Here is a 17,103-nt window from a genome sequence, read left to right as displayed (position 1 = left end):
CCGCAGCAGGAGGCGGGCACCGTCTCCGCCCACCGGGCCGACGTGACCGGCGTCAACACCGCGTGGGTGCAGGGCCGGGACGGCAGCGCCGGGTGGATCGAGTTCCCGCCTGCGGGCGTCAACGTGTTCCAGGGTGCCGGGAGCCGGCAGTGGGGGACCGTCGCGGCCGGCAAGGCGGACCTGGACGACCTGGTCACCGCCCGCGCGCTGGTGAAGGAGCGGCTGACCGTCCAGGGCGGGCTGACGGTCGGTGACGTGCTGGAGACCCAGCAGGGCCCGTCCCGCCTGATCGTCCACGGCCGGCTGGAGGCGGGCGAGGAGGTGCGCGCCGGCCGCAACCTGGTGGTCGACGGCGACCTCACCGTCCACGGCGACGTGCATCCGCTGCGGAACCTGGAGGTCGGCGGCACGGTCACCGCGAGCGACCTGACGATCGGCGGCAAGCTGACGACCAGCGGCGGGTACGCCCTCACCGTCCACGGCGAGTCGGTCTTCGAGGACAAGGTGAACGCCAACGAGAACCTGTCGGTCCGCAGCGGCGGCGAGTGGATCCTGCACGTCAGCGAGGAGAAGGTGTCGGTCCGCGAGCACTTCCGGGTCGGCGGGGAGTCGGCCTTCCACGGGAAGGTCAACGCCAACGACCACCTGTCGGTCCGCAGCAAGACCGCCGGGTGGATCCTGCACACAGGCGACGAGAAGGTGGCGATCCAGGCCGACCTGAGGGTCCACGGGAACCTGCACGCCGACAGCTGAGTACGTCGTCACGCTTCGTGCCGAAGCGGCGTCACTGCGTGAGAGACTGGCGCCGTCAGCGTGATCCGCGTACAAGGAGAAGACATGGCCGAGCGCCAGAACGGCACCGTGAAGTGGTTCAACGACGAGAAGGGCTACGGCTTCATCACCCCGGAGTCCGGTCCCGACCTGTTCGTGCACTTCAGGGCGATCGAGGGGAGCGGCTTCAAGTCCCTCGTCGAGGGCCAGAAGGTGACGTTCGAGGCGGTCCAGGGCCAGAAGGGGATGCAGGCCGACAAGGTCCAGGTCGCCGGCTAGGCCGGGAGGAAACGGGTCGGGGTCCACGCACGCGCGTGGGCCCCGACCGGCTTTCCGGGGGTCGCCGAGAATAGTAGCCATGAACATAGTAGCCATGTACGGTATCCGTCATGAGTTCAGCAGCAGAGCGTGCCACCGCAGGGTTCCTGGTCTGGCGGCTGTCGATGAAATGGCGGGTGGCGGTCGACCGGGCACTCGCGCCACTGGGGCTGACGCACGCCCAGTACGCGCTGGTGGCGTCGCTGCACGGCCTGGCGCGCTCCGGGGAACAGCCGAGCCAGCGTCAGCTCGCGGACCACACCGGACTGGAGCCGCTCTACGTCTCGAAGCTCGCTCGAACCCTGGAGGCGGCCGGCATGCTCGCCCGCACCCGGGACCCGCGCGATCCGCGCGCCATGCGGCTGGCCCTCACCGAGCAGGGGCTCGACGTCACCCGCCGCGCCATCACCGTGATCCAGCAGCTGCTGGACCAGCTGCTGGCGCCGCTCGGGGGTCAGGACAGCGCGCGGACGCGGCAGTTCAAGGACGAGCTGGCGACCCTGCTGGACACACCCCTCGATCCGCACACCGTCCAGGACAAGGAGCAGTCATGACCAGCACCGCCGCATCCGCCGTCAACGGCCGGGTGGTCGCCCTGGCCCACTACGCGTCCCGCGCGCTGCTCGAAGCCGCGCTGGCCCGCCATGGCCTCACCTTCGAGCAGAACGTCGCGCTCCGGACCGTCGCCCAGGCCGGCGGCTCCCTCGGTCGGGAGGCCCTCGTCGGCGAGGTCGTCGGCTTCCTGAAGGCCCCCGAGCCGGCCGTGCGCGCCGTGCTCGACGGGATGGTGGCCACCGGGCTGCTGGAGGAGGACCCGACGGAGGTGTCCCGGCTGCGATTCACGGGCGCCGGCCGGGCGCTGGCCGATGACACCGGCGCGGAGGGGGCCGGGATCGCCGCCCGCCTCTACGCCGGCGTCCCGGCCGAGGACCTCGCCGTGGCGGGGCGCGTGCTGGCCCTGGCCACCGATCGGGCCAACGCCGAACTGGCCGCACGCCGCTGATCGGGAGGGGCGCGACACGCCACCGACGGGTGTTTTTTCCTTGACAAATTTTTTTGTCGGTTGCACTCTTGAGGCGTGCTGGACGTCGCTGTGATCGAAGAACCCGCCGCGGCCGAGGCGTCCCTGGACCCCATCCGGTCCCGGATCCTCGCCGCCCTGGCCGAGCCCGGCTCGGCCGCCATGCTGGCCGGTCGGCTGGGCCTGCCCCGGCAGAAGGTCAACTACCACCTGAAGGAGCTGGAGCGGCACGGACTGGTCGAACTCGCCGAGGAACGGCGCAAGGGCAATGTCACCGAACGGGTGTACCGCGCCACCGCCGCCTCCTACGTGATCTCGCCCGCCGTGCTGGCCGCCGTGAGCCCGGACCCGTCCCGCTCGCCGGACCAGCTCTCCGCCCGGTGGCTGCTGGCGCTGGGCTCCCGGTTGGTGCAGGAGGTGGGCACGCTGCTCACCGGCGCCGCCCGGGCCCGGCGGCGGGTCGCCACGTTCGGCATCGACGCGCAGGTGCGGTTCGCCTCCGCGGCCGACCGCACCGCCTTCGCCGACGACCTCGCCCAGGCGGTGGCCGTCCTGGTCGGCCGCTACCACGACGAGTCCGCCACCGGCGGCCGCACCCACCGGGTGGTCGTCGGGCTCCACCAGATCCCCGCCGCCCCCGACCCCGCACCGGCCCCCGCGCCGGGCGACCCCGCCGCCGCCGTCGAACCAGGACCGGAGCACGCACGATGACCCACCCGTTCGAGATCGAGCTGGAGACCGTCCTGCCGGCGAGCCCGGAGGAGGTCTGGGCGGCGATCGCCACCGGACCGGGCCTGGACTCCTGGTTCATGGGCCGCAACGAACTGGACCCGCGCGAGGGCGGCACCGCCACCATGGAGATCGGCGGCCACCGCGAGGACGCGGTGATCACCGCCTACGAGCCCGGCAAGCGCCTGGCCACCCGCACCGCCACCGCCGAGAACGGCCGTTTCATGGCCTTCGAGTACCTCATCGAGGGCCGCGAGGGCGGCGCCACCGTGCTCCGTGTCGTGCACAGCGGCCTGCTCGGCGACGACTGGGAGGACGAGTACGACGCGCTGCGCAGCGGCTGGCCGTTCCACCTGCACACCCTGCGCGAGTACCTCGTCCACTTCCCCGGCCGCACCGGCGCCCCGGTCTTCGCGGTCGCCCCGGTGCCCGGGCGGCCGGCGGAGGAGCTCCGCGCGGCACTGGCCCGCGCCCTCGCCCTGCCGCAGCCGCCCGCCGTCGGCGCGCGACTGCACGTCGAGCCCGCCGGACTGCCGACGCTGGACGGCGAGGTGGTCTGGGCGGACGGCGGGCGCTTCGCCGTCCGTGCCGCCGACGGCCTCTACACCTTCCACCACGGCGCCGGACTGGTCCTGATGTTCCACCACCTCTTCGGCCCCCGGCCGGAAGGCGTCGAGGCCGCCTGGCAACAGTGGCTGACGGGCGCCCTCGCCTGATCCACCGTCCCTTGCCATCGACCACCGTTCATCACCGCTCACCACCGCTCAGCGAGGAACCACCATGCGCACCCTGATCAGCACCGCGTTCATCTCCCTCGACGGCGTCGTCGAGGGCCCCGGCGGTGAACCCGGCTACCGCAACTCCGGCTGGACCTTCAAGGACATCGAGTTCGTCCCCGAGGCGTACGAGATCAAGGGGCGGGAACAGGAGGAGGCCACCGCGGTGCTGCTCGGCCGGGTCAGCTACCAGGCCTTCAGCCCCGTGTGGCCGGACATGGCGGAGTTCGCCCGCTACAAGGAGCTGCCGAAGTACGTCGTCTCCACCACCCTCACCGAGGACGACCTGGTGGCGAACTGGGGCGAGACCACCATCCTGCGCTCGCTCGACGAGGTCGCCGCCCTGAAGGAGACCGAGGGCGGCCCGATCATCGTCCACGGCAGCGCGGCCCTCAACCGGGCGCTCTCCGACGCCGGCCTCGTCGACCGCTACCACCTGCTCGTCTACCCGCTGCTGCTGGGCGCCGGCAAGCGTCTGTTCAGCGGCACGGACAAGGACGCCCAGAAGCTGAAGCTGGTCGAGCACGCGGTCTACTCCAACGGCCTGCAGAAGCAGGTCTTCGACGTGGTCCGCTGACGCCGCGCGTCCTTCGGGACCGCCACCCGGCACCGCCGCCCGGAGCGTCACGGCTCCCGCATACCCCGGGCGGCCCGGGTGCCCGCCACCAGCTCGGCCACCGCCGCCCGGGCCGGCTCCTGCGCGTGCGGCAGGGGGAGCTGCCGCACGGCGTCCTCCAGCCAGTCGGGGTCGCCGAGCAGCGCGGCCTCCCTTCGGCGTTCATCGGCGCTCCTCGGGGCAGTCGGCATCCACGTGCCGACCGGACTTCCCGGCTCACCTCCGGCCGAGGATGCCCCCCGGCCCCGTTCCGGTGGGCCCGGCGGGGTGGCAGCATGCGGGGATGACTGATCATCAGAACATCGTCGTGCCGCTGGTGAGTTACGACATGGCCGAGATCCTCGGTGACACCCCGGACGCGTTCGGGGTGGCCGGGCTGGGGTTCACCTGGCGGTCCAAGGAGCACCACGTCGGGATCCGCGCGGAACCGGAGGGGCGGCTCGTCGCGCACGCCGGGCTGGTCGTCCTGCCGCTGTCGGCGGGCGGGCGGCGCATGGACGTCGTCGGGCTGGGCGGGGTGGCCGTCGCCGCCGAGCGGCGCGGGCAGGGTCTCGCCCGCGCGGTGGTGGACGGCGCGCTGGTCCGCGCCCGCACGCTGGGGCCGCGGGTGGCGATCCTGTTCTGCCTCCCCGAGGTGGCCGGCCTCTACGCGCGCCTCGGGTGGCGCCCGGTGGAGGGGCCCGTCGAGGTCGAGCAGCCCGCCGGCCCGGTGGTGATGCCGCTGCGCTCGATGTGGTTCCCGTTGCACGAGGGCGCGCAGTGGCCGGAGGGCGCCGTGCGGCTGCACTCCCTGCCGATGTGAGTGCGGGCGCCATCTGCGGCAACGGGGCGTGACGGGCACGATGGGCGCCCGGTGGGGCGCGCGAACGGACGGGTTGTCGGTGCCGCGTGCGATGCTGGACCCGTGGTGTTCGATTTTGAGGCCGAGCTCTGGATCTGGGACGCCCGGCGCGCCGACAGCTGGACCTTCGTCAGCCTGCCCGTCGAGGCGTCCGAGGAGATCCGCGACGTGGCCGCCGGGCCACGCCGCGGTTTCGGCTCGCTGCGGGTGCGGGTCACCCTCGGTGGCAGCACCTGGCAGACGTCGATCTTCCCGGACAGCACCCGCGGCTGCTACGTGCTGCCCGTCAAACGCGCCGTCCGCACGGCCGAGGACCTCGAACCGGGCGACGTCGCCGCCGTCACCGTCGAGCTCATCGACCTCTGAACGGCCCCCTGGACGGACGGGCCCGCTACAGCTCCCGCCGGTCCTGGTACGTCTCGTGGGCCGGCCGGTAGCCCAGGGCGTCGTTGACCCTGCGCATCGGTGAGTTGTCCTCGGCGGTGTCGGTCACCAGGCCGGCCGGCAGCGGGTGACGGCCGCGCACCCGGCGTTCCGTCCTCGGCCGGTGCCACCACGGCCCGCCGTCCCTCGGCGTGGTCTCCACCAGCCGCGAGCCGACGCCTTGGCGCCGCTCCGCCGGGTGCACCCGTACCGCCGGTTCGGTCAGTGGGGTGATGCGCGCATCGACAAGTTCTCTCCAGGTGGGGCAGGCCGGGGGTACAGCTAGCTGCACCCCCGTTGGGCAGCTACCCGCAATGGCCGAAGGCCCGCGGAACGGAAGAGTCGACGCCGAAGGAACCACGCGATCGAGCGGACCGGAAGGCGGACGACATGCGGGTACGGACAGAGCGGGGACCGGCGGAGCGGGCACGGGCGGAGCGGGGACAGCGGGCGCCGTGGAAGGCGGAGGCGGCGGTGTTCCTCGCCGTCGCCTTCCCCGCCGCCGGCGCGCTGGGCGCGCTCCAGCCGGCGACCGGGATCCCGGACGAGATCGTCCAACTCACCCAGTTCGGCCCGGCCGCCGGGGTCCTGGTGGCGGCGCTGGTGTGGCAGGAGCGGATCCGGGGGCGGCTGGCCGGGACGGGAATCGGCAAGCGGGCTGCCCGGGACGACACCGCGTGGGCGGGCCCGGGCCGCTCCGGGCGGCTGCTGCTGCTCACCGCGCCGCTCATCATCCTGCTGGCCGCCGGGGCCTACGGCCTGCTGGACGGTGACGCCCGGCTGACCGATCCCCGCTCCCTCGCCCACCCGTTCACGCTGATCGTGCTGGCCCAGCTGGTCGGGGCCTGTGGCGAGGAGATCGGCTGGCGCTGCTACCTCCAGCCGCTGCTGCGCACCCGCTTCGGGCCCGTCACCTCCTCGGTGGCGGTGGGCCTGCTCTGGGGCGCTTGGCACGTGCAGGTGTTCGCGCAGCGGCCCGCGTACGCGGGCGGCTTCCTGCTCGCCACGGTGGCGATGTCGGTCGTGCTCGGGCTGGGCCTGGAGGGCGTGCGGGCGAACCGGCTGCTGCTCGCCGGCGGCTTCCACACCCTGGTGAACCTGGGGATGCTGCTGACGATGGACGAGGAGGACGGCACGGTGCTGCCCATGGTGCTGTTCGGCGCCGCGTGCCTGGTGGCGGCGGTGCCGTGGGTGCTGCGGGCCCGGCGGCGCGGCGCGGTGGACGGCGCGGCGGGCAGCGCGCCGGACGGGACGGCGTGTTCGTTGGCGGGCCCGGCGGACGACACCAGGCCGTACCGGGGCGAGGCACCGTCGGTCGCTCCGGATAGGATCCCGGCGGCGCGGCACGGGGCGCGCTGAGGTGACGGAGCGACGGGCGGACATGGCGGCGGGGCGGGGCGGGGCGGCAGAGGCCGGCGCGGGGGCGGTGCCCACGGCGCGCGCCCAGGTGCGCGCGCTGGCCCGCTGCCAGCTGCTCTCGCTGTACTCCCTCGCGGTGAGCGCGGTCGGCGCGCTGGTGACGGTGACGCTGATGCTGCTCCCGATCGGGGCGGGGCGGCTGCTGTTGCCGGGCGCGGCGACGGCACTGCGCCGGCTGTCCGACCGCTACCGCTCCTGGACGGAGCGCTGGACGGGCACCAGGATCAGCCCGCCCGAGCCCCTGCCGCCCGCCGAGGGCCCGCGCGGCCGGCGGGCCGTGGGCATCCTCGGTGACGACGGCTTCTGGCGGGACCTCAGGTGGTCGTGGCTGGAGCCCTGGACCGGCGGGCTGCTGGCCGCGGTGCCGCTCGGGCTGGTCGAGTTCGGGCTGTTCGGCGCGGTCGTCCAGCCCTTCGTCTGGCCGTGGCTCGGCCCCAGCAACTGGTACGCCTTCGTGCTCGTCGACTCCACCCCCTCGATGCTCGCCGCCGCCGTGCTCGGCCTGCTGTTCACCGGGGCGGGCCTGCGGCTGGCGCCCGCCGCGCTGGAACTGCACGCCCGCTGGAGCTCCCGGGCGCTCTCCGCGCCGTACAGCACCGAGCTGGAGCGGCGGATCGAGCACCTGACCGACACCCGTGCCGAGGCGCTGGACGAGCGGGCGGACGAACTGCGGCGCATCGAGCGGGACCTGCACGACGGCGCCCAGGCCCGGCTGGTCGCCGTCGGCATGGCGCTGGACGAGGCGACCCGGCTGCTGGACACCGACCCGGGCGGAGCCCGGGCACTCCTGACGGAGGTGCGGGCCGGCTCGGCGCGGGCCCTGCAGGACCTCCGCGACCTGGTCCACGGCATCCACCCGCCGATCCTCACCGACCGCGGCCTCGGCGACGCCGTCCGCTCCCTCGCCCTGGACAGCTTCCTCGACGTGCACGTCTCGGCCGAGCTGCCGGGGCGCTTCCCGGTACCGGTCGAGACCGCCGGCTACTTCGCCGTCGCCGAACTGCTCGCCAACGCGGCCAAGCACTCCGGCGGCCGCGAGGTGACGGTCCGCCTGACTCACGCGGACGGCACCCTGCGCGCGGTCGTCGAGGACGACGGCCACGGCGGTGCCCGGCTCGACCGGGGCACCGGCCTGCGCGGCGTGGTGCGCAGGCTGAGTACCGTCGACGGCACCCTCGCCCTGCACAGCCCGCCGGGCGGCCCGACCACCGTGACCCTGGAGATACCGTGCGAGATCCGCTGCGAGAACCCCTGCGCGTCGTCCTCGCCGAAGACCTCTTCCTCCTCCGGGACGGCTTGATCCGTACGCTCCAGGAGCACGGCTGCGAGGTGGTCGCCGCCGTCGACAACGGGCCGGCCCTGCTGCGCGCGCTGCGCGAGCAGGAGCCGGACGTCGCCGTGGTCGACATCCGGCTGCCGCCGAGCTTCACCGACGAGGGGCTGCGCGCCACCCTGGAGGCGCGCCGGACGCGGCCCGGGCTGCCGGTGCTGATCCTCTCCCAGTACGTCGACCAGCTCTACGCGCAGGAGCTGCTGGCCGGCGGCCAGGGCGCGATCGGCTACCTGCTGAAGGACCGGGTCACCCACACCGCCCAGTTCGTGGACGCGGTGCGGACCGTCGCGGGCGGCGGCACGGTGATGGACCCGCAGGTCATCGCCAAGCTGCTGGCCCGCAGCGACGCCCGGGGCAACACCGCCGAGCTCACCCCGCGCGAGCACGAGGTGCTGCGGCTGATGGCCGAGGGCCGTTCCAACGCCGCGATCATGCACACCCTGCACATCGGGGAGAGCGCCGTCGCCAAGCACACCGCGAGCATCTTCGCCAAGCTCCGCATCGAGGCCTCCGCCGACGACAACCGCCGCGTCCTCGCCGTCCTCGCCTATCTCAAGCGATGACGGTCCATCAGTTCGCCCACGACGCTTGACCTCACATCGATGTGAAGGTTGAGGATGACGCCATGACCGATGATCAGAACGGACCGACGAAGAACGTCCCCGCCGCCGTCCCCGTGGCCGTCCCCGTGGCCGTGCTCGGCCTCGGCCTGATGGGGCGGGCCCTGGCCGCGGCCTTCCTGCGCGCGGGGCACCCCACCACGGTGTGGAACCGCACGCCCGGCAAGGCCGCCGAACTCGCCGACGGGGGAGCCCGCCCCGCCGCCTCGCCCGAGGAGGCGGTGGCCGCCGCCGAGCTGGTGGTGGTCTGCGTCTCCGACCACGCCGCCGTCCGCGACCTGCTCGACCGCCTCGACGCCGCCGGCCCGGGCCTGCTGGCCGGCCGCGTCCTGGTCGACCTGACCTCCGGCACCGCCGCGTCGGCCCGGGCGAACGCCGAACGGGTGGCCGCCACGGGCGGCGGGTACCTGGACGGCGTGATCCTGGCCGTGCCGCCGGCCGTCGGCACGGCCGAGGCCGTGGTGCTCTACGGCGGCGCCCACGCCGACTTCGAGCGGTACGCGCCCGCGCTGCGCCGCCTCGCCCCGGACGGCACCACCCACCTGGGCGAGGACCACGGCCTGCCCGCGCTGCACGACTCCGCCGTGCTCGCCCTGATGTGGAGCGTCCTGAACGGCTTCCTGCACGGCGCCGCGCTGCTGGGCGCGGCGGGCGTGGACGCCAAGGCCTTCGCCCCGCTCGCCGCCCGCTCGACCGTCACGGTGGCCGGCTGGCTGGCCGGGTACGCCGAGCAGATCGACGCCGGCGCCTACCCGGCCGAGGACGCCGCCCTGGACACCCACATCGCCGCGATGGACCACCTCGCCGAGGAGAGCGCGGCCCTCGGCGTGAGCACCGAACTCCCGGCGTTCATCCGGGCGCTGGCGGGTCGTGCGCTGGCTGCCGGGCGGGGCGGCGAGAGCTACGCCGCGCTGGTCGAGCAGTTCCGCGGTCCTGCGCCCTCCGCGGGACCGGGCGACGGAGAATGACCGCCATGACGACCGACTTCGACCCCCGCACCCTGCTCGCCGAGAGCCGCCTCGGCGTGCTGGCCACGATCAAGTCCGACGGGCGGCCCCAGCTCTCGCCCGTGATGCCGTACTACGACCGGGACGCCGAGCGGCTCTACGTCTCGATGGCGGAGGGCCGCGCCAAGGTGACCAATCTGCGCCGCGACCCGCGTGCCGCTCTGGAGGTGACCCGTGCCGACGGCCGCGCCTGGGCCACCGCCGAGGGCGCGGTCACCCTGCTCGGCCCGTCCGCCGACCCGGCGGGGCCGGAGGTGGAGGCGTTGGTCGACTACTACCGGCGCGCCGCCGGCGAGCACCCGGACTGGGACGAGTACCGCGCCGCCATGGTCGCCGAGCGGCGCGTCCTGATGGTCCTCGCCGTCGACCACGTCTACGGCGCCCGGCTCGGCTGACACCCCCCAAGGACGCCCCCCGGGGGGCGAAACAACACCCGCACCCCGGCGGCGCCCGCCGTCCGCCGCCCCCGTCCACCGGGGGCGCCGGTCAGCCGCGGGCGTCGGCCGGGGAGACCGGTCGGTGCATGGTGGTGACGGCCCCGAAGCCCAGGAGCGGGCGCAGGTACGGCGTCCGCGTGGTGCGGACGGCCGTGAAACCGCGCCGCTCGTAGAGCGCGCGGGCCCGCGGATTGACGTCGATGACGTCGAGGCGGACGCGGTGGCAGCCGTGCTCGGCGGCGACCGCCGCGACCTCGGCGAGCAGCCGTCCGCCGATGCCCAGGCCGCGCCGCCCGGCGTCCACCGCGATGCCGTCCATCACCAGCTCGCCCGGCTCGGGGCCGCGGCCGAAGAGGGCGAGCACGGCCAGCCGGGGCAGGCCGCGGAACGCGCCGTAGGCGGAGAGCACGTCCCCGACGTCGCCGCCGGTCAGGCCGCGGCCGCCGAGCTGGTAGCCCGCCACACCGACCACCTCCCCGCCGTGCTCGGCCACGATGCCGCGGTCGTGGTGGAGGTGCTCGGCGATGAACGCCTGCCCCGCCCCGGGCGGGCCGAGCGCCGGGCCGAGTTTGCGGCCGAAGGCCTCCCAGTACAGCGCGGCGACCCGCGCCTCCGCTCCGGCCGGTACCGCGCGCAGCAGCGTCGGACCGCCGTTCCCGTCCGTGGTTCCCATGGTGTGCGCCCCTCTCGCCCGAACTTGCGTGATCGAGCATATAACGTTCATGCTCGAAACGAGAGTTTCCATGGCGATAGCTTCTGGAGGGGATTCCATGGATCGGACCCGACCCGCGACGACCACGACCAGCACCACCACCGCCGACCCGGACCGGGGGAGGGCCGGTCCGGCGCGGCTCGCCGACGTCGACGCGCTGCGCGGCTTCGCGCTGTTCGGCATCCTGACCGTCAACATCACCTACCTCGCCTCCGCCTACCACGGCACCGGCGTCGACGAGCCGGGCCTCGGTTCGGCACTCGACACCGGCGTGCGGGCCGTGGTGGCGCTGCTGTTCGAGGCCAAGTTCTTCCTGCTGTTCTCGTTCCTCTTCGGCTGCAGCTTCACCCTGCAGCTCGACTCCGCCGAACGCCGCGGCGCCCGCTTCGCCCCGCGCTTCCTGCGCCGCCTGGCCGGCCTGTTCGTGCTCGGGGTGCTGCACGCCGTGCTGCTCTTCCCCGGCGACATCCTCACCACCTACGCGGTGCTCGGGCTGATCCTGCTCGCGCTGCACCGGATCCGGCCGCGCACCGCGGTGCGCACGGCCGTCGTGCTGTTCACGGTGACCTCCACCGCCTACCTGCTGCTCGCACTGGCCCTGCGCGGCGCCGACGGCGGGGACCCGGCGGCCGTCGCGGCCGATGCGCAGCGGGCCACCGAGGCCCTGCGCGGCGGCTTCGGGTCGGTGGTCGGGGCGCACCTCGACCAGCTGCCGAGCGTGGTGTTCCTGCTGGTGTTCTTCCAGGCCCCGGCGGCCCTCGCGGCCTTCCTGCTCGGGCTGGCGGCCGGCCGGCACCGGGCGCTGAGCGACCTCGCCCGGCACGAGCGGACGCTGCGCCGGCTGCAGGCGGTGGGCTTCCCGCTGGGGCTGCTCGGCGCGGGCGTCTACACCTGGTCGGCGCTCGCCCACCCCGGCGTCTCCGCGCAGGTGTTCGCGCTCGGGGTGGACGTGATCACCGCGCCGATGCTGGCCGCCGCGTACGCGGCCACCGTGCTGCGGCTCGCCCGGGGGCGGCACGGCCGGCGGCTGGTGGCGGTGCTGGCGCCGCCCGGGCGGATGACGCTGACCAACTACCTGACGCAGTCGCTGGTCTGCGTGCTCGTGTTCACCGGGGTGGGGACCGGGCTGGTCGGGCGGGTGGCGCCGGCGGGGGTGGCACTGATCGGCGTCGCGCTGTTCGCGGTGCAGGCGGTGTGCTGCCGCTGGTGGCTGGCCCGGCACCCGTACGGGCCGGTGGAGTGGCTGCTGCGCGCGCTCACCACGCTGTCCCGGCCGCGCTGGCGCGGCGCGGCGGACGGTGCCGTGGGTGCTGCGGCGGCGGGGGCCGGGCGGACGGCGCCGCCCGGCCCCCGCGAACCGCTCAGCTGAAGTCCAGCGAGCCCGTCCGGGTCCGCTTGAGCTCGAAGAACGCCGGGTTCCCGGCCAGCAGCCGCACGCCGTCGAAGACCCGGACGGCCTCCTCGCCGCGCGGTATCGCGTTGAGCACCGGCCCGAAGAACGCGGTGCCGTCGACGTGGATGGTCGGGGTGCCGACCTCCTCGCCGACCGGGTCCATGCCGGCGTGGTGGCTGCGGCGCAGCGCCTCGTCCCAGTCAGTGGTGTGCGCGGCCTCCGCCAGCTCCTCCGGGAGGCCGGTCTCGGCCAGCGCCTCCCGGACGAGCTTGTCGTCGGCCTCCCGGTCCTGGACGTGCAGCCGGGTGCCGAGCGCGGTGTAGAGGTCGCGCAGCACCTCGACGCCGTGCTGCTCGGCGGCGGCGACGCAGACCCGGACCGGGCCCCAGCCGGTGGAGAGCAGTCGCCGGTAGCGCTCGGGCAGGTCCTCGCGGCCCTCGTTGAGCACGGACAGGCTCATCACCCGGAAGGTGAGGTCGAGGTCCCGGTGCTTCTCGACCTCCAGGATCCAGCGGGAGGTGATCCAGGCGAAGGGGCAGACGGGATCGAAGTAGAAGTCCACGGTGTTGGTCACCCGGCCGAGCGTAGGGGCCCGGCGGACCGCCGGGAAGGGCCGGTTCGGTGCGGAATTCCTGGGCCACTTGCCGGACCGGCCCGTCCAGCGCGCGCCGGGGGCGCCCGCGACGCGCCCGGGCGGCAAAACCACCCGGATCGGTGACGTTCCGTCAGCGCCCCTGGTGGGCGGCCTCCCTCTCACCCATGAATCGCTTCCGCCATTCGAGTGAATTCACGGCTTCCAATGTTTTCGATCATGGGCGACTATGCTGCCGCCCCGTCAGGCCCTCGCGAAGCCCTCGCGATGGGCGGTGAGGGACGAGGGCGGGAGCCGAGAAGATGATGGGACCGGCGCATTCGTTGTCCGGCGCGGCGGCGTGGCTGGGCGTGGGGGCGATCGCGGAGGCCATGGGTGAGCCGATGCCCTGGCCGGTGCTGCTGACGGGGGCGCTGATCTGCGCGGGCGCCGCGCTGGCGCCGGACCTCGACCACAAGGCGGCGACCATATCCCGGGCGTTCGGCCCGGTGTCGCGCGTCCTCTGCGAGGTGATCGACAACCTCTCCTACGCCGTCTACAGGGCGACCCGCAGCAGGCACGACCCGCGCCGCTCCGGCGGCCACCGCACCCTGACCCACACCTGGCTCTGGGCGGTGCTCTGCGGCGCCGGCGCCTCGGCCGTCACCGTGTACGGCGGACGCTGGGGCGTGCTGGTGGTGCTCTTCGTGCACATGGTGCTGGCGATCGACGGTCTGCTCTGGCGTCAGGCCCGGGGCTCCAGCGACGTGCTGGTCTGGCTGCTCGGCGCGGCCGGCACCTGGGTGATCACCGGCGTGCTGGACGAGCCGGGCAACGGTGCGCTCTGGCTGTTCGACCAGCCGGGGCAGGAGTACCTGTGGATCGGCCTGCCGATCACCCTCGGCGCGCTGGTGCACTGCCTGGGCGACGCGCTGACCGTCTCGGGCTGCCCGGTGCTCTGGCCGATCCCGATCGGGCGCAAGCGCTGGTACCCGCTGGGGCCGCCGAAGGGCATGCGCTTCCGGGCCGGCAGCTGGGTGGAGCTGAAGGTGCTGATGCCGGTGTTCATGGGCGCCGGCGGACTGTGCGCGGTGGGGGCGCTCGGCTACTTCGGCTGAGCGGGCCGCCGTGCGGTGACGCCGTGCGGTGACAGCGTGCGGTGACAGCGTGCGGTGACGCCGTGCGAACGGGCCCCGCACCGGGAGGGATCTCCTCCGGTGCGGGGCCCGTTCGCGTGCCGGGCGCGGGGTCAGTGCTGATGGCCCGCGCCGTCGTGACCGGCCGGCGTGGTGCCGGGCGCCTCTGCGGCGGGCGCCTCTGCGGCACCCGCCCCGGTGGCGGCGGGTGCCGGGGTGCCGCCCACCGGGAGGGTGAACGCGGCGGTGTGCACGGTGCCCTGGTGCTGGAAGTCCAGGAAGAGCCGGTACTCGCCGCCGCTGGGCGCCGTGGTGGTGAAGGTGATCGCCGGACCGCCGGCCGTCGCGGCGCCCTCGGGCAGGTGGCCGTCGGGGTGGACGTGCAGATAGGCGAGGTCCCCGGCGCGCAGCGCGACCAGGTGGCCGGCCGCGCCGAGGTAGGGCTGGAGGTCGGTGACGGGCCGGCCGTCCCGGCCGACGTTCAGCGTCAGCTGCCCGGCCCGGCCCGGGGCGAGCTCGCCGTCCAGGGTGACGGTGTAGCCGTCGACGGTGACGGTCCGGCCGGTCGCCGGCAGCGGGGCCGGGCGCAGCTCGCCGGCGGCGTGCATGTCGGCGCCCAGGGTCAGGCCCTCGGCGGCGTCGGCCGGGGTGAAGTCGGCGAACACCCGGTACTCCCCGGCGGCCGGCAGGGCGACGAGCGCGCTCCAGGTGCCGTCGGCGGCGCGGACGGGGTGCAGGTGCTGGAAGGTGGCGAGGTCGCGCGGGGCGACGATCAGATGCAGTTCCTTCTCGTGGGCCGGGCGGTAGTCGGTGACCGGGCGGCCGTCGGCGCCGAGGATGCGGAACCTCAGCTCGGTCGGGGCGCCGGCGGTGACGAAGGGGTTCTCCAGGGCGAGGGTGTAGCCGCGTTCGGAGACCTGGAGGCCGCCGGGGAGCTGTTCGGCGGCTGCCGCACCCGTGCTCGCGACGGGGGCCGGGGCGTGCCCGGCGTGCGCGGCGGTGGCGGGGCGCGGGGCGGGCTTCCCGTCGCCGGTCAGGTGGCCGACGCCGTACGCGGCGCCGAAGGCGGTGGTCACCCCGGTGGCGAAGGCGGCGATCTTCAGTGCGGTGTTCATGGCGGACTCCTGGCGGCGCGGGCGCGGGCGCGGGTGTGGGGGCGGGCGGACAGAGGCTGGACGGGGCGGGCTCGGCGGGTGGGCCTCAGGCCCGCATCAGGCGGGCGATCGCCTGCGAGGCCTCGGCGACCTTGGCGTCGGCCTCGGCGCCGCCCTTGGCGATGGCGTCCTGCACGCAGTGGCCGAGGTGGTCGTCGAGCAGTTGGAGCGCCACCGACTGGAGCGCCTTGGTGACGGCCGAGACCTGGGTGAGCACCTCGATGCAGTAGCTGTCCGAGTCGACCATCCGCTGCAGTCCGCGGATCTGGCCCTCGACCCGGCGCAGTCTGCGCTGCACCTGGTCCTTCTCGTGGTGGTAGCCGTTCATGGGAATCTCCCCGGATCGTCGAGCTGGTCCTCCGACGCCCTCGATTAGATACCCCTGGGGGGTATGGAGTCAAGGATGGTCCGAGGCGGTCGAGAGGTTGCATGGCATACCCCCCAGGGGTATAAAGGAACCACCGCAAGGGGATACCCCCACTGGGTATCACCACGATGCTGCCGACCTCACGGAGGAACCCATGTCCTGCTGCTCCAGCGACGGCACCTGCTCCACCGGCGCGACCGTCACCGTCGACCCCGCCGCCGTCACCACCGTCACCACCGTCTACGCCGTCGCCGGAATGACCTGCGGCCACTGCGAGCGGGCCGTCGGCGAGGCGGTCTCCGTCCTCCCCGGCGTCACCGCCGTGCGCGTCGACGTCCCGGCCGGCCTGGTCACCGTCTCCGCCGTGGCGGAGCTGGACGAGGCGGCCCTGCGCGCCGCCGTCGACGACGCCGGCTACGAACTCGCCGGCCGGGCCTGACCGCCCGGCGGGCCCGGGGCCCGACGCCCCCGCCGCAACGCCCGCCCGAACCCCCTGGGGGTATCGGGCCCCGGAATCCCGACCCGCCGCACCGCCTCACCGACGACCCACGAGGAGCCCAGATGACCACCCAGGCACCCGCCTCCACCGAGGTGGAACTCCAGATCGGCGGCATGACCTGCGCCTCGTGCGCCGCCCGGATCGAGAAGAAGCTCAACCGCATGGACGGTGTCACCGCCACCGTCAACTACGCCACCGAGAAGGCCAAGGTGAGCGTCACCGGCGCCGTCGAGGTCGCCGATCTGATCGCCACCGTCGAGGCCACCGGCTACACCGCCGCCGTGCCCCGCCCCGCCACCGCCGAGCCCGCCGGCCCGGACGGCGGTGCCGAGCCCGCCGACGAACTCGCCCCGCTGCGCCGGCGGCTGATCACCGCGCTCGCCCTGGCCGTCCCGGTCATCGCGATGGCGATGGTCCCGGCCCTCCAGTTCGACAACTGGCAGTGGCTCTCGCTCACCCTCGCCGCCCCCGTCGTCACCTACGCCGCCTGGCCCTTCCACAAGGCCGCCTGGACCAACGCCCGGCACGGCGCCGCCACCATGGACACCCTGGTCTCGCTCGGCACCGGCGCCGCGTTCCTCTGGTCGCTGTGGGCGCTGTTCTTCGGCCACGCCGGGATGCCCGGCATGCGGCACGGCTTCGAGTTCACCATCGCCCGCTCCGACGGCTCGTCCAACATCTACCTGGAGGCGGCCGCCGGCGTCACCGCCTTCATCCTGGCCGGCCGCTACTTCGAGGCCCGTTCCAAGCGCACCGCGGGCGCCGCGCTCAAGGCGCTGCTGGAGCTCGGCGCGAAGGACGTCACCGTGCTGCGCGGCGGGGCCGAGGTCCGCGTCCCGGTCACCGAACTGACCGTCGGCGAGCTGTTCGTGGTCCGCCCCGGGGAGAAGATCGCCACCGACGGCGTGGTCGTCGAGGGCGCCTCGGCCGTCGACGCCTCGATGCTGACCGGCGAGTCGG

Annotated in this window: 24 protein-coding genes; 18 read left to right on the top strand and 6 right to left on the bottom strand. The window is 74.3% G+C overall.

From position 1 onward, the window contains the following. From ACFU9E_RS19165 to ACFU9E_RS19135, 7 genes are all read left to right on the top strand, one after another. Positions 1-753, top strand: a 753-nt coding sequence (locus ACFU9E_RS19165; protein WP_380715178.1) for a hypothetical protein, incomplete at its 5' end; no start/stop codon positions are given. 84 nt (positions 754-837) lie between these two features. Further along, positions 838-1,050: a cold-shock protein gene (locus ACFU9E_RS19160; protein ID WP_380681370.1), complete on the top strand. Its 213-nt coding sequence runs from the start codon at positions 838-840 to the stop codon at positions 1,048-1,050. 110 nt (positions 1,051-1,160) lie between these two features. Beyond that, positions 1,161-1,643, top strand: a complete 483-nt coding sequence (locus ACFU9E_RS19155) for a MarR family winged helix-turn-helix transcriptional regulator (protein WP_380681368.1) — start codon at positions 1,161-1,163, stop codon at positions 1,641-1,643. Further along, positions 1,640-2,092: a MarR family transcriptional regulator gene (locus ACFU9E_RS19150; protein ID WP_380681366.1), complete on the top strand. Its 453-nt coding sequence runs from the start codon at positions 1,640-1,642 to the stop codon at positions 2,090-2,092. Before ACFU9E_RS19155 ends, ACFU9E_RS19150 begins: the two co-directional genes overlap by 4 nt. Before the next feature lie 75 nt (positions 2,093-2,167). Continuing rightward, entirely contained in the window at positions 2,168-2,821 is a 654-nt protein-coding gene (locus ACFU9E_RS19145; protein ID WP_380681364.1) for an ArsR/SmtB family transcription factor, read from the top strand. Then, positions 2,818-3,555: an SRPBCC domain-containing protein gene (locus tag ACFU9E_RS19140; RefSeq protein WP_380681362.1), complete on the top strand. Its 738-nt coding sequence runs from the start codon at positions 2,818-2,820 to the stop codon at positions 3,553-3,555. The genes ACFU9E_RS19145 and ACFU9E_RS19140 overlap by 4 nt, the downstream gene beginning before the upstream one ends. Positions 3,556-3,619: 64 nt before the next feature. Then, entirely contained in the window at positions 3,620-4,192 is a 573-nt protein-coding gene (locus ACFU9E_RS19135; RefSeq protein WP_355375474.1) for a dihydrofolate reductase family protein, read from the top strand. Positions 4,193-4,239: 47 nt separating this feature from the next. Here ACFU9E_RS19135 and ACFU9E_RS19130 read toward each other — a convergent pair whose 3' ends face one another. After that, on the bottom strand, positions 4,240-4,422 hold the full coding sequence (locus ACFU9E_RS19130) for a hypothetical protein (protein ID WP_380681360.1): 183 nt from the start codon (positions 4,420-4,422) through the stop codon (positions 4,240-4,242). A 92-nt stretch (positions 4,423-4,514) separates the two neighbouring features. Between ACFU9E_RS19130 and ACFU9E_RS19125 the strand changes: the two genes are divergently transcribed. Both ACFU9E_RS19125 and ACFU9E_RS19120 read left to right on the top strand, forming a co-directional pair. Beyond that, on the top strand, positions 4,515-5,033 hold the full coding sequence (locus tag ACFU9E_RS19125) for a GNAT family N-acetyltransferase (RefSeq protein ID WP_380681358.1): 519 nt from the start codon (positions 4,515-4,517) through the stop codon (positions 5,031-5,033). Between the two features lie 102 nt (positions 5,034-5,135). Then, complete coding sequence (locus ACFU9E_RS19120; protein WP_380681356.1) at positions 5,136-5,438, top strand: DUF1905 domain-containing protein; 303 nt, start codon at positions 5,136-5,138, stop codon at positions 5,436-5,438. 25 nt (positions 5,439-5,463) lie between these two features. On the opposite strand, the gene ACFU9E_RS19115 is transcribed toward ACFU9E_RS19120, so the two are convergent. Continuing rightward, entirely contained in the window at positions 5,464-5,598 is a 135-nt protein-coding gene (locus tag ACFU9E_RS19115; RefSeq protein WP_380681354.1) for a hypothetical protein, read from the bottom strand. Between the two features lie 287 nt (positions 5,599-5,885). On the opposite strand from ACFU9E_RS19115, the gene ACFU9E_RS19110 reads away from it, so the two are divergent. The 5 genes from ACFU9E_RS19110 to ACFU9E_RS19090 all read left to right on the top strand — a co-directional run bounded on the left by ACFU9E_RS19110 (position 5,886) and on the right by ACFU9E_RS19090 (position 10,269). After that, complete coding sequence (locus ACFU9E_RS19110; RefSeq protein ID WP_380681352.1) at positions 5,886-6,854, top strand: CPBP family intramembrane glutamic endopeptidase; 969 nt, start codon at positions 5,886-5,888, stop codon at positions 6,852-6,854. 1 nt (position 6,855) lies between these two features. Continuing rightward, positions 6,856-8,214: a sensor histidine kinase gene (locus tag ACFU9E_RS19105; RefSeq protein ID WP_380681350.1), complete on the top strand. Its 1,359-nt coding sequence runs from the start codon at positions 6,856-6,858 to the stop codon at positions 8,212-8,214. Next, positions 8,166-8,810, top strand: a complete 645-nt coding sequence (locus ACFU9E_RS19100; protein ID WP_380681400.1) for a response regulator — start codon at positions 8,166-8,168, stop codon at positions 8,808-8,810. The genes ACFU9E_RS19105 and ACFU9E_RS19100 overlap by 49 nt, the downstream gene beginning before the upstream one ends. A gap of 62 nt (positions 8,811-8,872) precedes the next feature. Beyond that, entirely contained in the window at positions 8,873-9,835 is a 963-nt protein-coding gene (locus tag ACFU9E_RS19095) for an NAD(P)-dependent oxidoreductase (protein ID WP_380681348.1), read from the top strand. Further along, entirely contained in the window at positions 9,832-10,269 is a 438-nt protein-coding gene (locus ACFU9E_RS19090; protein ID WP_380681346.1) for a PPOX class F420-dependent oxidoreductase, read from the top strand. The genes ACFU9E_RS19095 and ACFU9E_RS19090 overlap by 4 nt, the downstream gene beginning before the upstream one ends. A gap of 91 nt (positions 10,270-10,360) precedes the next feature. On the opposite strand, the gene ACFU9E_RS19085 is transcribed toward ACFU9E_RS19090, so the two are convergent. Further along, a complete protein-coding gene (locus ACFU9E_RS19085; protein WP_380681344.1) occupies positions 10,361-10,984 on the bottom strand; it encodes a GNAT family N-acetyltransferase in 624 nt (207 codons plus the stop codon). Between the two features lie 97 nt (positions 10,985-11,081). Between ACFU9E_RS19085 and ACFU9E_RS19080 the strand changes: the two genes are divergently transcribed. Further along, positions 11,082-12,392: a DUF418 domain-containing protein gene (locus ACFU9E_RS19080; protein ID WP_380715176.1), complete on the top strand. Its 1,311-nt coding sequence runs from the start codon at positions 11,082-11,084 to the stop codon at positions 12,390-12,392. On the opposite strand, the gene ACFU9E_RS19075 is transcribed toward ACFU9E_RS19080, so the two are convergent. Then, a complete protein-coding gene (locus ACFU9E_RS19075; RefSeq protein WP_380690206.1) occupies positions 12,385-12,990 on the bottom strand; it encodes a disulfide bond formation protein DsbA in 606 nt (201 codons plus the stop codon). The genes ACFU9E_RS19080 and ACFU9E_RS19075 overlap by 8 nt on opposite strands. A gap of 320 nt (positions 12,991-13,310) precedes the next feature. Here ACFU9E_RS19075 and ACFU9E_RS19070 point away from each other — a divergent pair, with 320 nt between their 5' ends. Continuing rightward, on the top strand, positions 13,311-14,105 hold the full coding sequence (locus tag ACFU9E_RS19070) for a metal-dependent hydrolase (RefSeq protein ID WP_380690208.1): 795 nt from the start codon (positions 13,311-13,313) through the stop codon (positions 14,103-14,105). A gap of 131 nt (positions 14,106-14,236) precedes the next feature. Here ACFU9E_RS19070 and ACFU9E_RS19065 read toward each other — a convergent pair whose 3' ends face one another. Both ACFU9E_RS19065 and ACFU9E_RS19060 read right to left on the bottom strand, forming a co-directional pair. Then, positions 14,237-15,238, bottom strand: coding sequence for a hypothetical protein (locus ACFU9E_RS19065; protein ID WP_380689787.1), 1,002 nt, complete (start codon positions 15,236-15,238; stop codon positions 14,237-14,239). A gap of 85 nt (positions 15,239-15,323) precedes the next feature. Beyond that, positions 15,324-15,650, bottom strand: coding sequence for a metal-sensitive transcriptional regulator (locus ACFU9E_RS19060; RefSeq protein ID WP_380689793.1), 327 nt, complete (start codon positions 15,648-15,650; stop codon positions 15,324-15,326). Between the two features lie 148 nt (positions 15,651-15,798). On the opposite strand from ACFU9E_RS19060, the gene ACFU9E_RS19055 reads away from it, so the two are divergent. Continuing rightward, on the top strand, positions 15,799-16,083 hold the full coding sequence (locus ACFU9E_RS19055; protein ID WP_380689789.1) for a heavy-metal-associated domain-containing protein: 285 nt from the start codon (positions 15,799-15,801) through the stop codon (positions 16,081-16,083). A gap of 122 nt (positions 16,084-16,205) precedes the next feature. Continuing rightward, the coding region (locus ACFU9E_RS19050) for a heavy metal translocating P-type ATPase (protein ID WP_380689791.1) at positions 16,206-17,103 on the top strand (898 nt) is incomplete at its 3' end.

The organism is Kitasatospora sp. NPDC057595, from assembly GCF_042800875.1.
GTDB lineage: Bacteria > Actinomycetota > Actinomycetes > Streptomycetales > Streptomycetaceae > Kitasatospora.
This window is presented reverse-complemented; position numbering and strand designations above follow the sequence as displayed.

What these genes read in the sequence shown, in the direction of transcription:
- ACFU9E_RS19155 (WP_380681368.1), top strand. Translation starts at nt 1,161, where the DNA reads ATGAGTTCAGCAGCAGAGCGTGCCACCGCAGGGTTCCTGGTCTGGCGG.
- ACFU9E_RS19150 (WP_380681366.1), top strand. Translation starts at nt 1,640, where the DNA reads ATGACCAGCACCGCCGCATCCGCCGTCAACGGCCGGGTGGTCGCCCTG.
- ACFU9E_RS19080 (WP_380715176.1), top strand. Translation starts at nt 11,082, where the DNA reads ATGGATCGGACCCGACCCGCGACGACCACGACCAGCACCACCACCGCC.
- ACFU9E_RS19130 (WP_380681360.1), bottom strand. Translation starts at nt 4,422, where the DNA reads ATGCCGACTGCCCCGAGGAGCGCCGATGAACGCCGAAGGGAGGCCGCG.
- ACFU9E_RS19160 (WP_380681370.1), top strand. Translation starts at nt 838, where the DNA reads ATGGCCGAGCGCCAGAACGGCACCGTGAAGTGGTTCAACGACGAGAAG.
- ACFU9E_RS19055 (WP_380689789.1), top strand. Translation starts at nt 15,799, where the DNA reads ATGTCCTGCTGCTCCAGCGACGGCACCTGCTCCACCGGCGCGACCGTC.
- ACFU9E_RS19085 (WP_380681344.1), bottom strand. Translation starts at nt 10,984, where the DNA reads ATGGGAACCACGGACGGGAACGGCGGTCCGACGCTGCTGCGCGCGGTA.
- ACFU9E_RS19140 (WP_380681362.1), top strand. Translation starts at nt 2,818, where the DNA reads ATGACCCACCCGTTCGAGATCGAGCTGGAGACCGTCCTGCCGGCGAGC.
- ACFU9E_RS19090 (WP_380681346.1), top strand. Translation starts at nt 9,832, where the DNA reads ATGACCGCCATGACGACCGACTTCGACCCCCGCACCCTGCTCGCCGAG.
- ACFU9E_RS19070 (WP_380690208.1), top strand. Translation starts at nt 13,311, where the DNA reads ATGATGGGACCGGCGCATTCGTTGTCCGGCGCGGCGGCGTGGCTGGGC.
- ACFU9E_RS19095 (WP_380681348.1), top strand. Translation starts at nt 8,873, where the DNA reads ATGACCGATGATCAGAACGGACCGACGAAGAACGTCCCCGCCGCCGTC.
- ACFU9E_RS19065 (WP_380689787.1), bottom strand. Translation starts at nt 15,238, where the DNA reads ATGAACACCGCACTGAAGATCGCCGCCTTCGCCACCGGGGTGACCACC.
- ACFU9E_RS19135 (WP_355375474.1), top strand. Translation starts at nt 3,620, where the DNA reads ATGCGCACCCTGATCAGCACCGCGTTCATCTCCCTCGACGGCGTCGTC.
- ACFU9E_RS19125 (WP_380681358.1), top strand. Translation starts at nt 4,515, where the DNA reads ATGACTGATCATCAGAACATCGTCGTGCCGCTGGTGAGTTACGACATG.
- ACFU9E_RS19110 (WP_380681352.1), top strand. Translation starts at nt 5,886, where the DNA reads ATGCGGGTACGGACAGAGCGGGGACCGGCGGAGCGGGCACGGGCGGAG.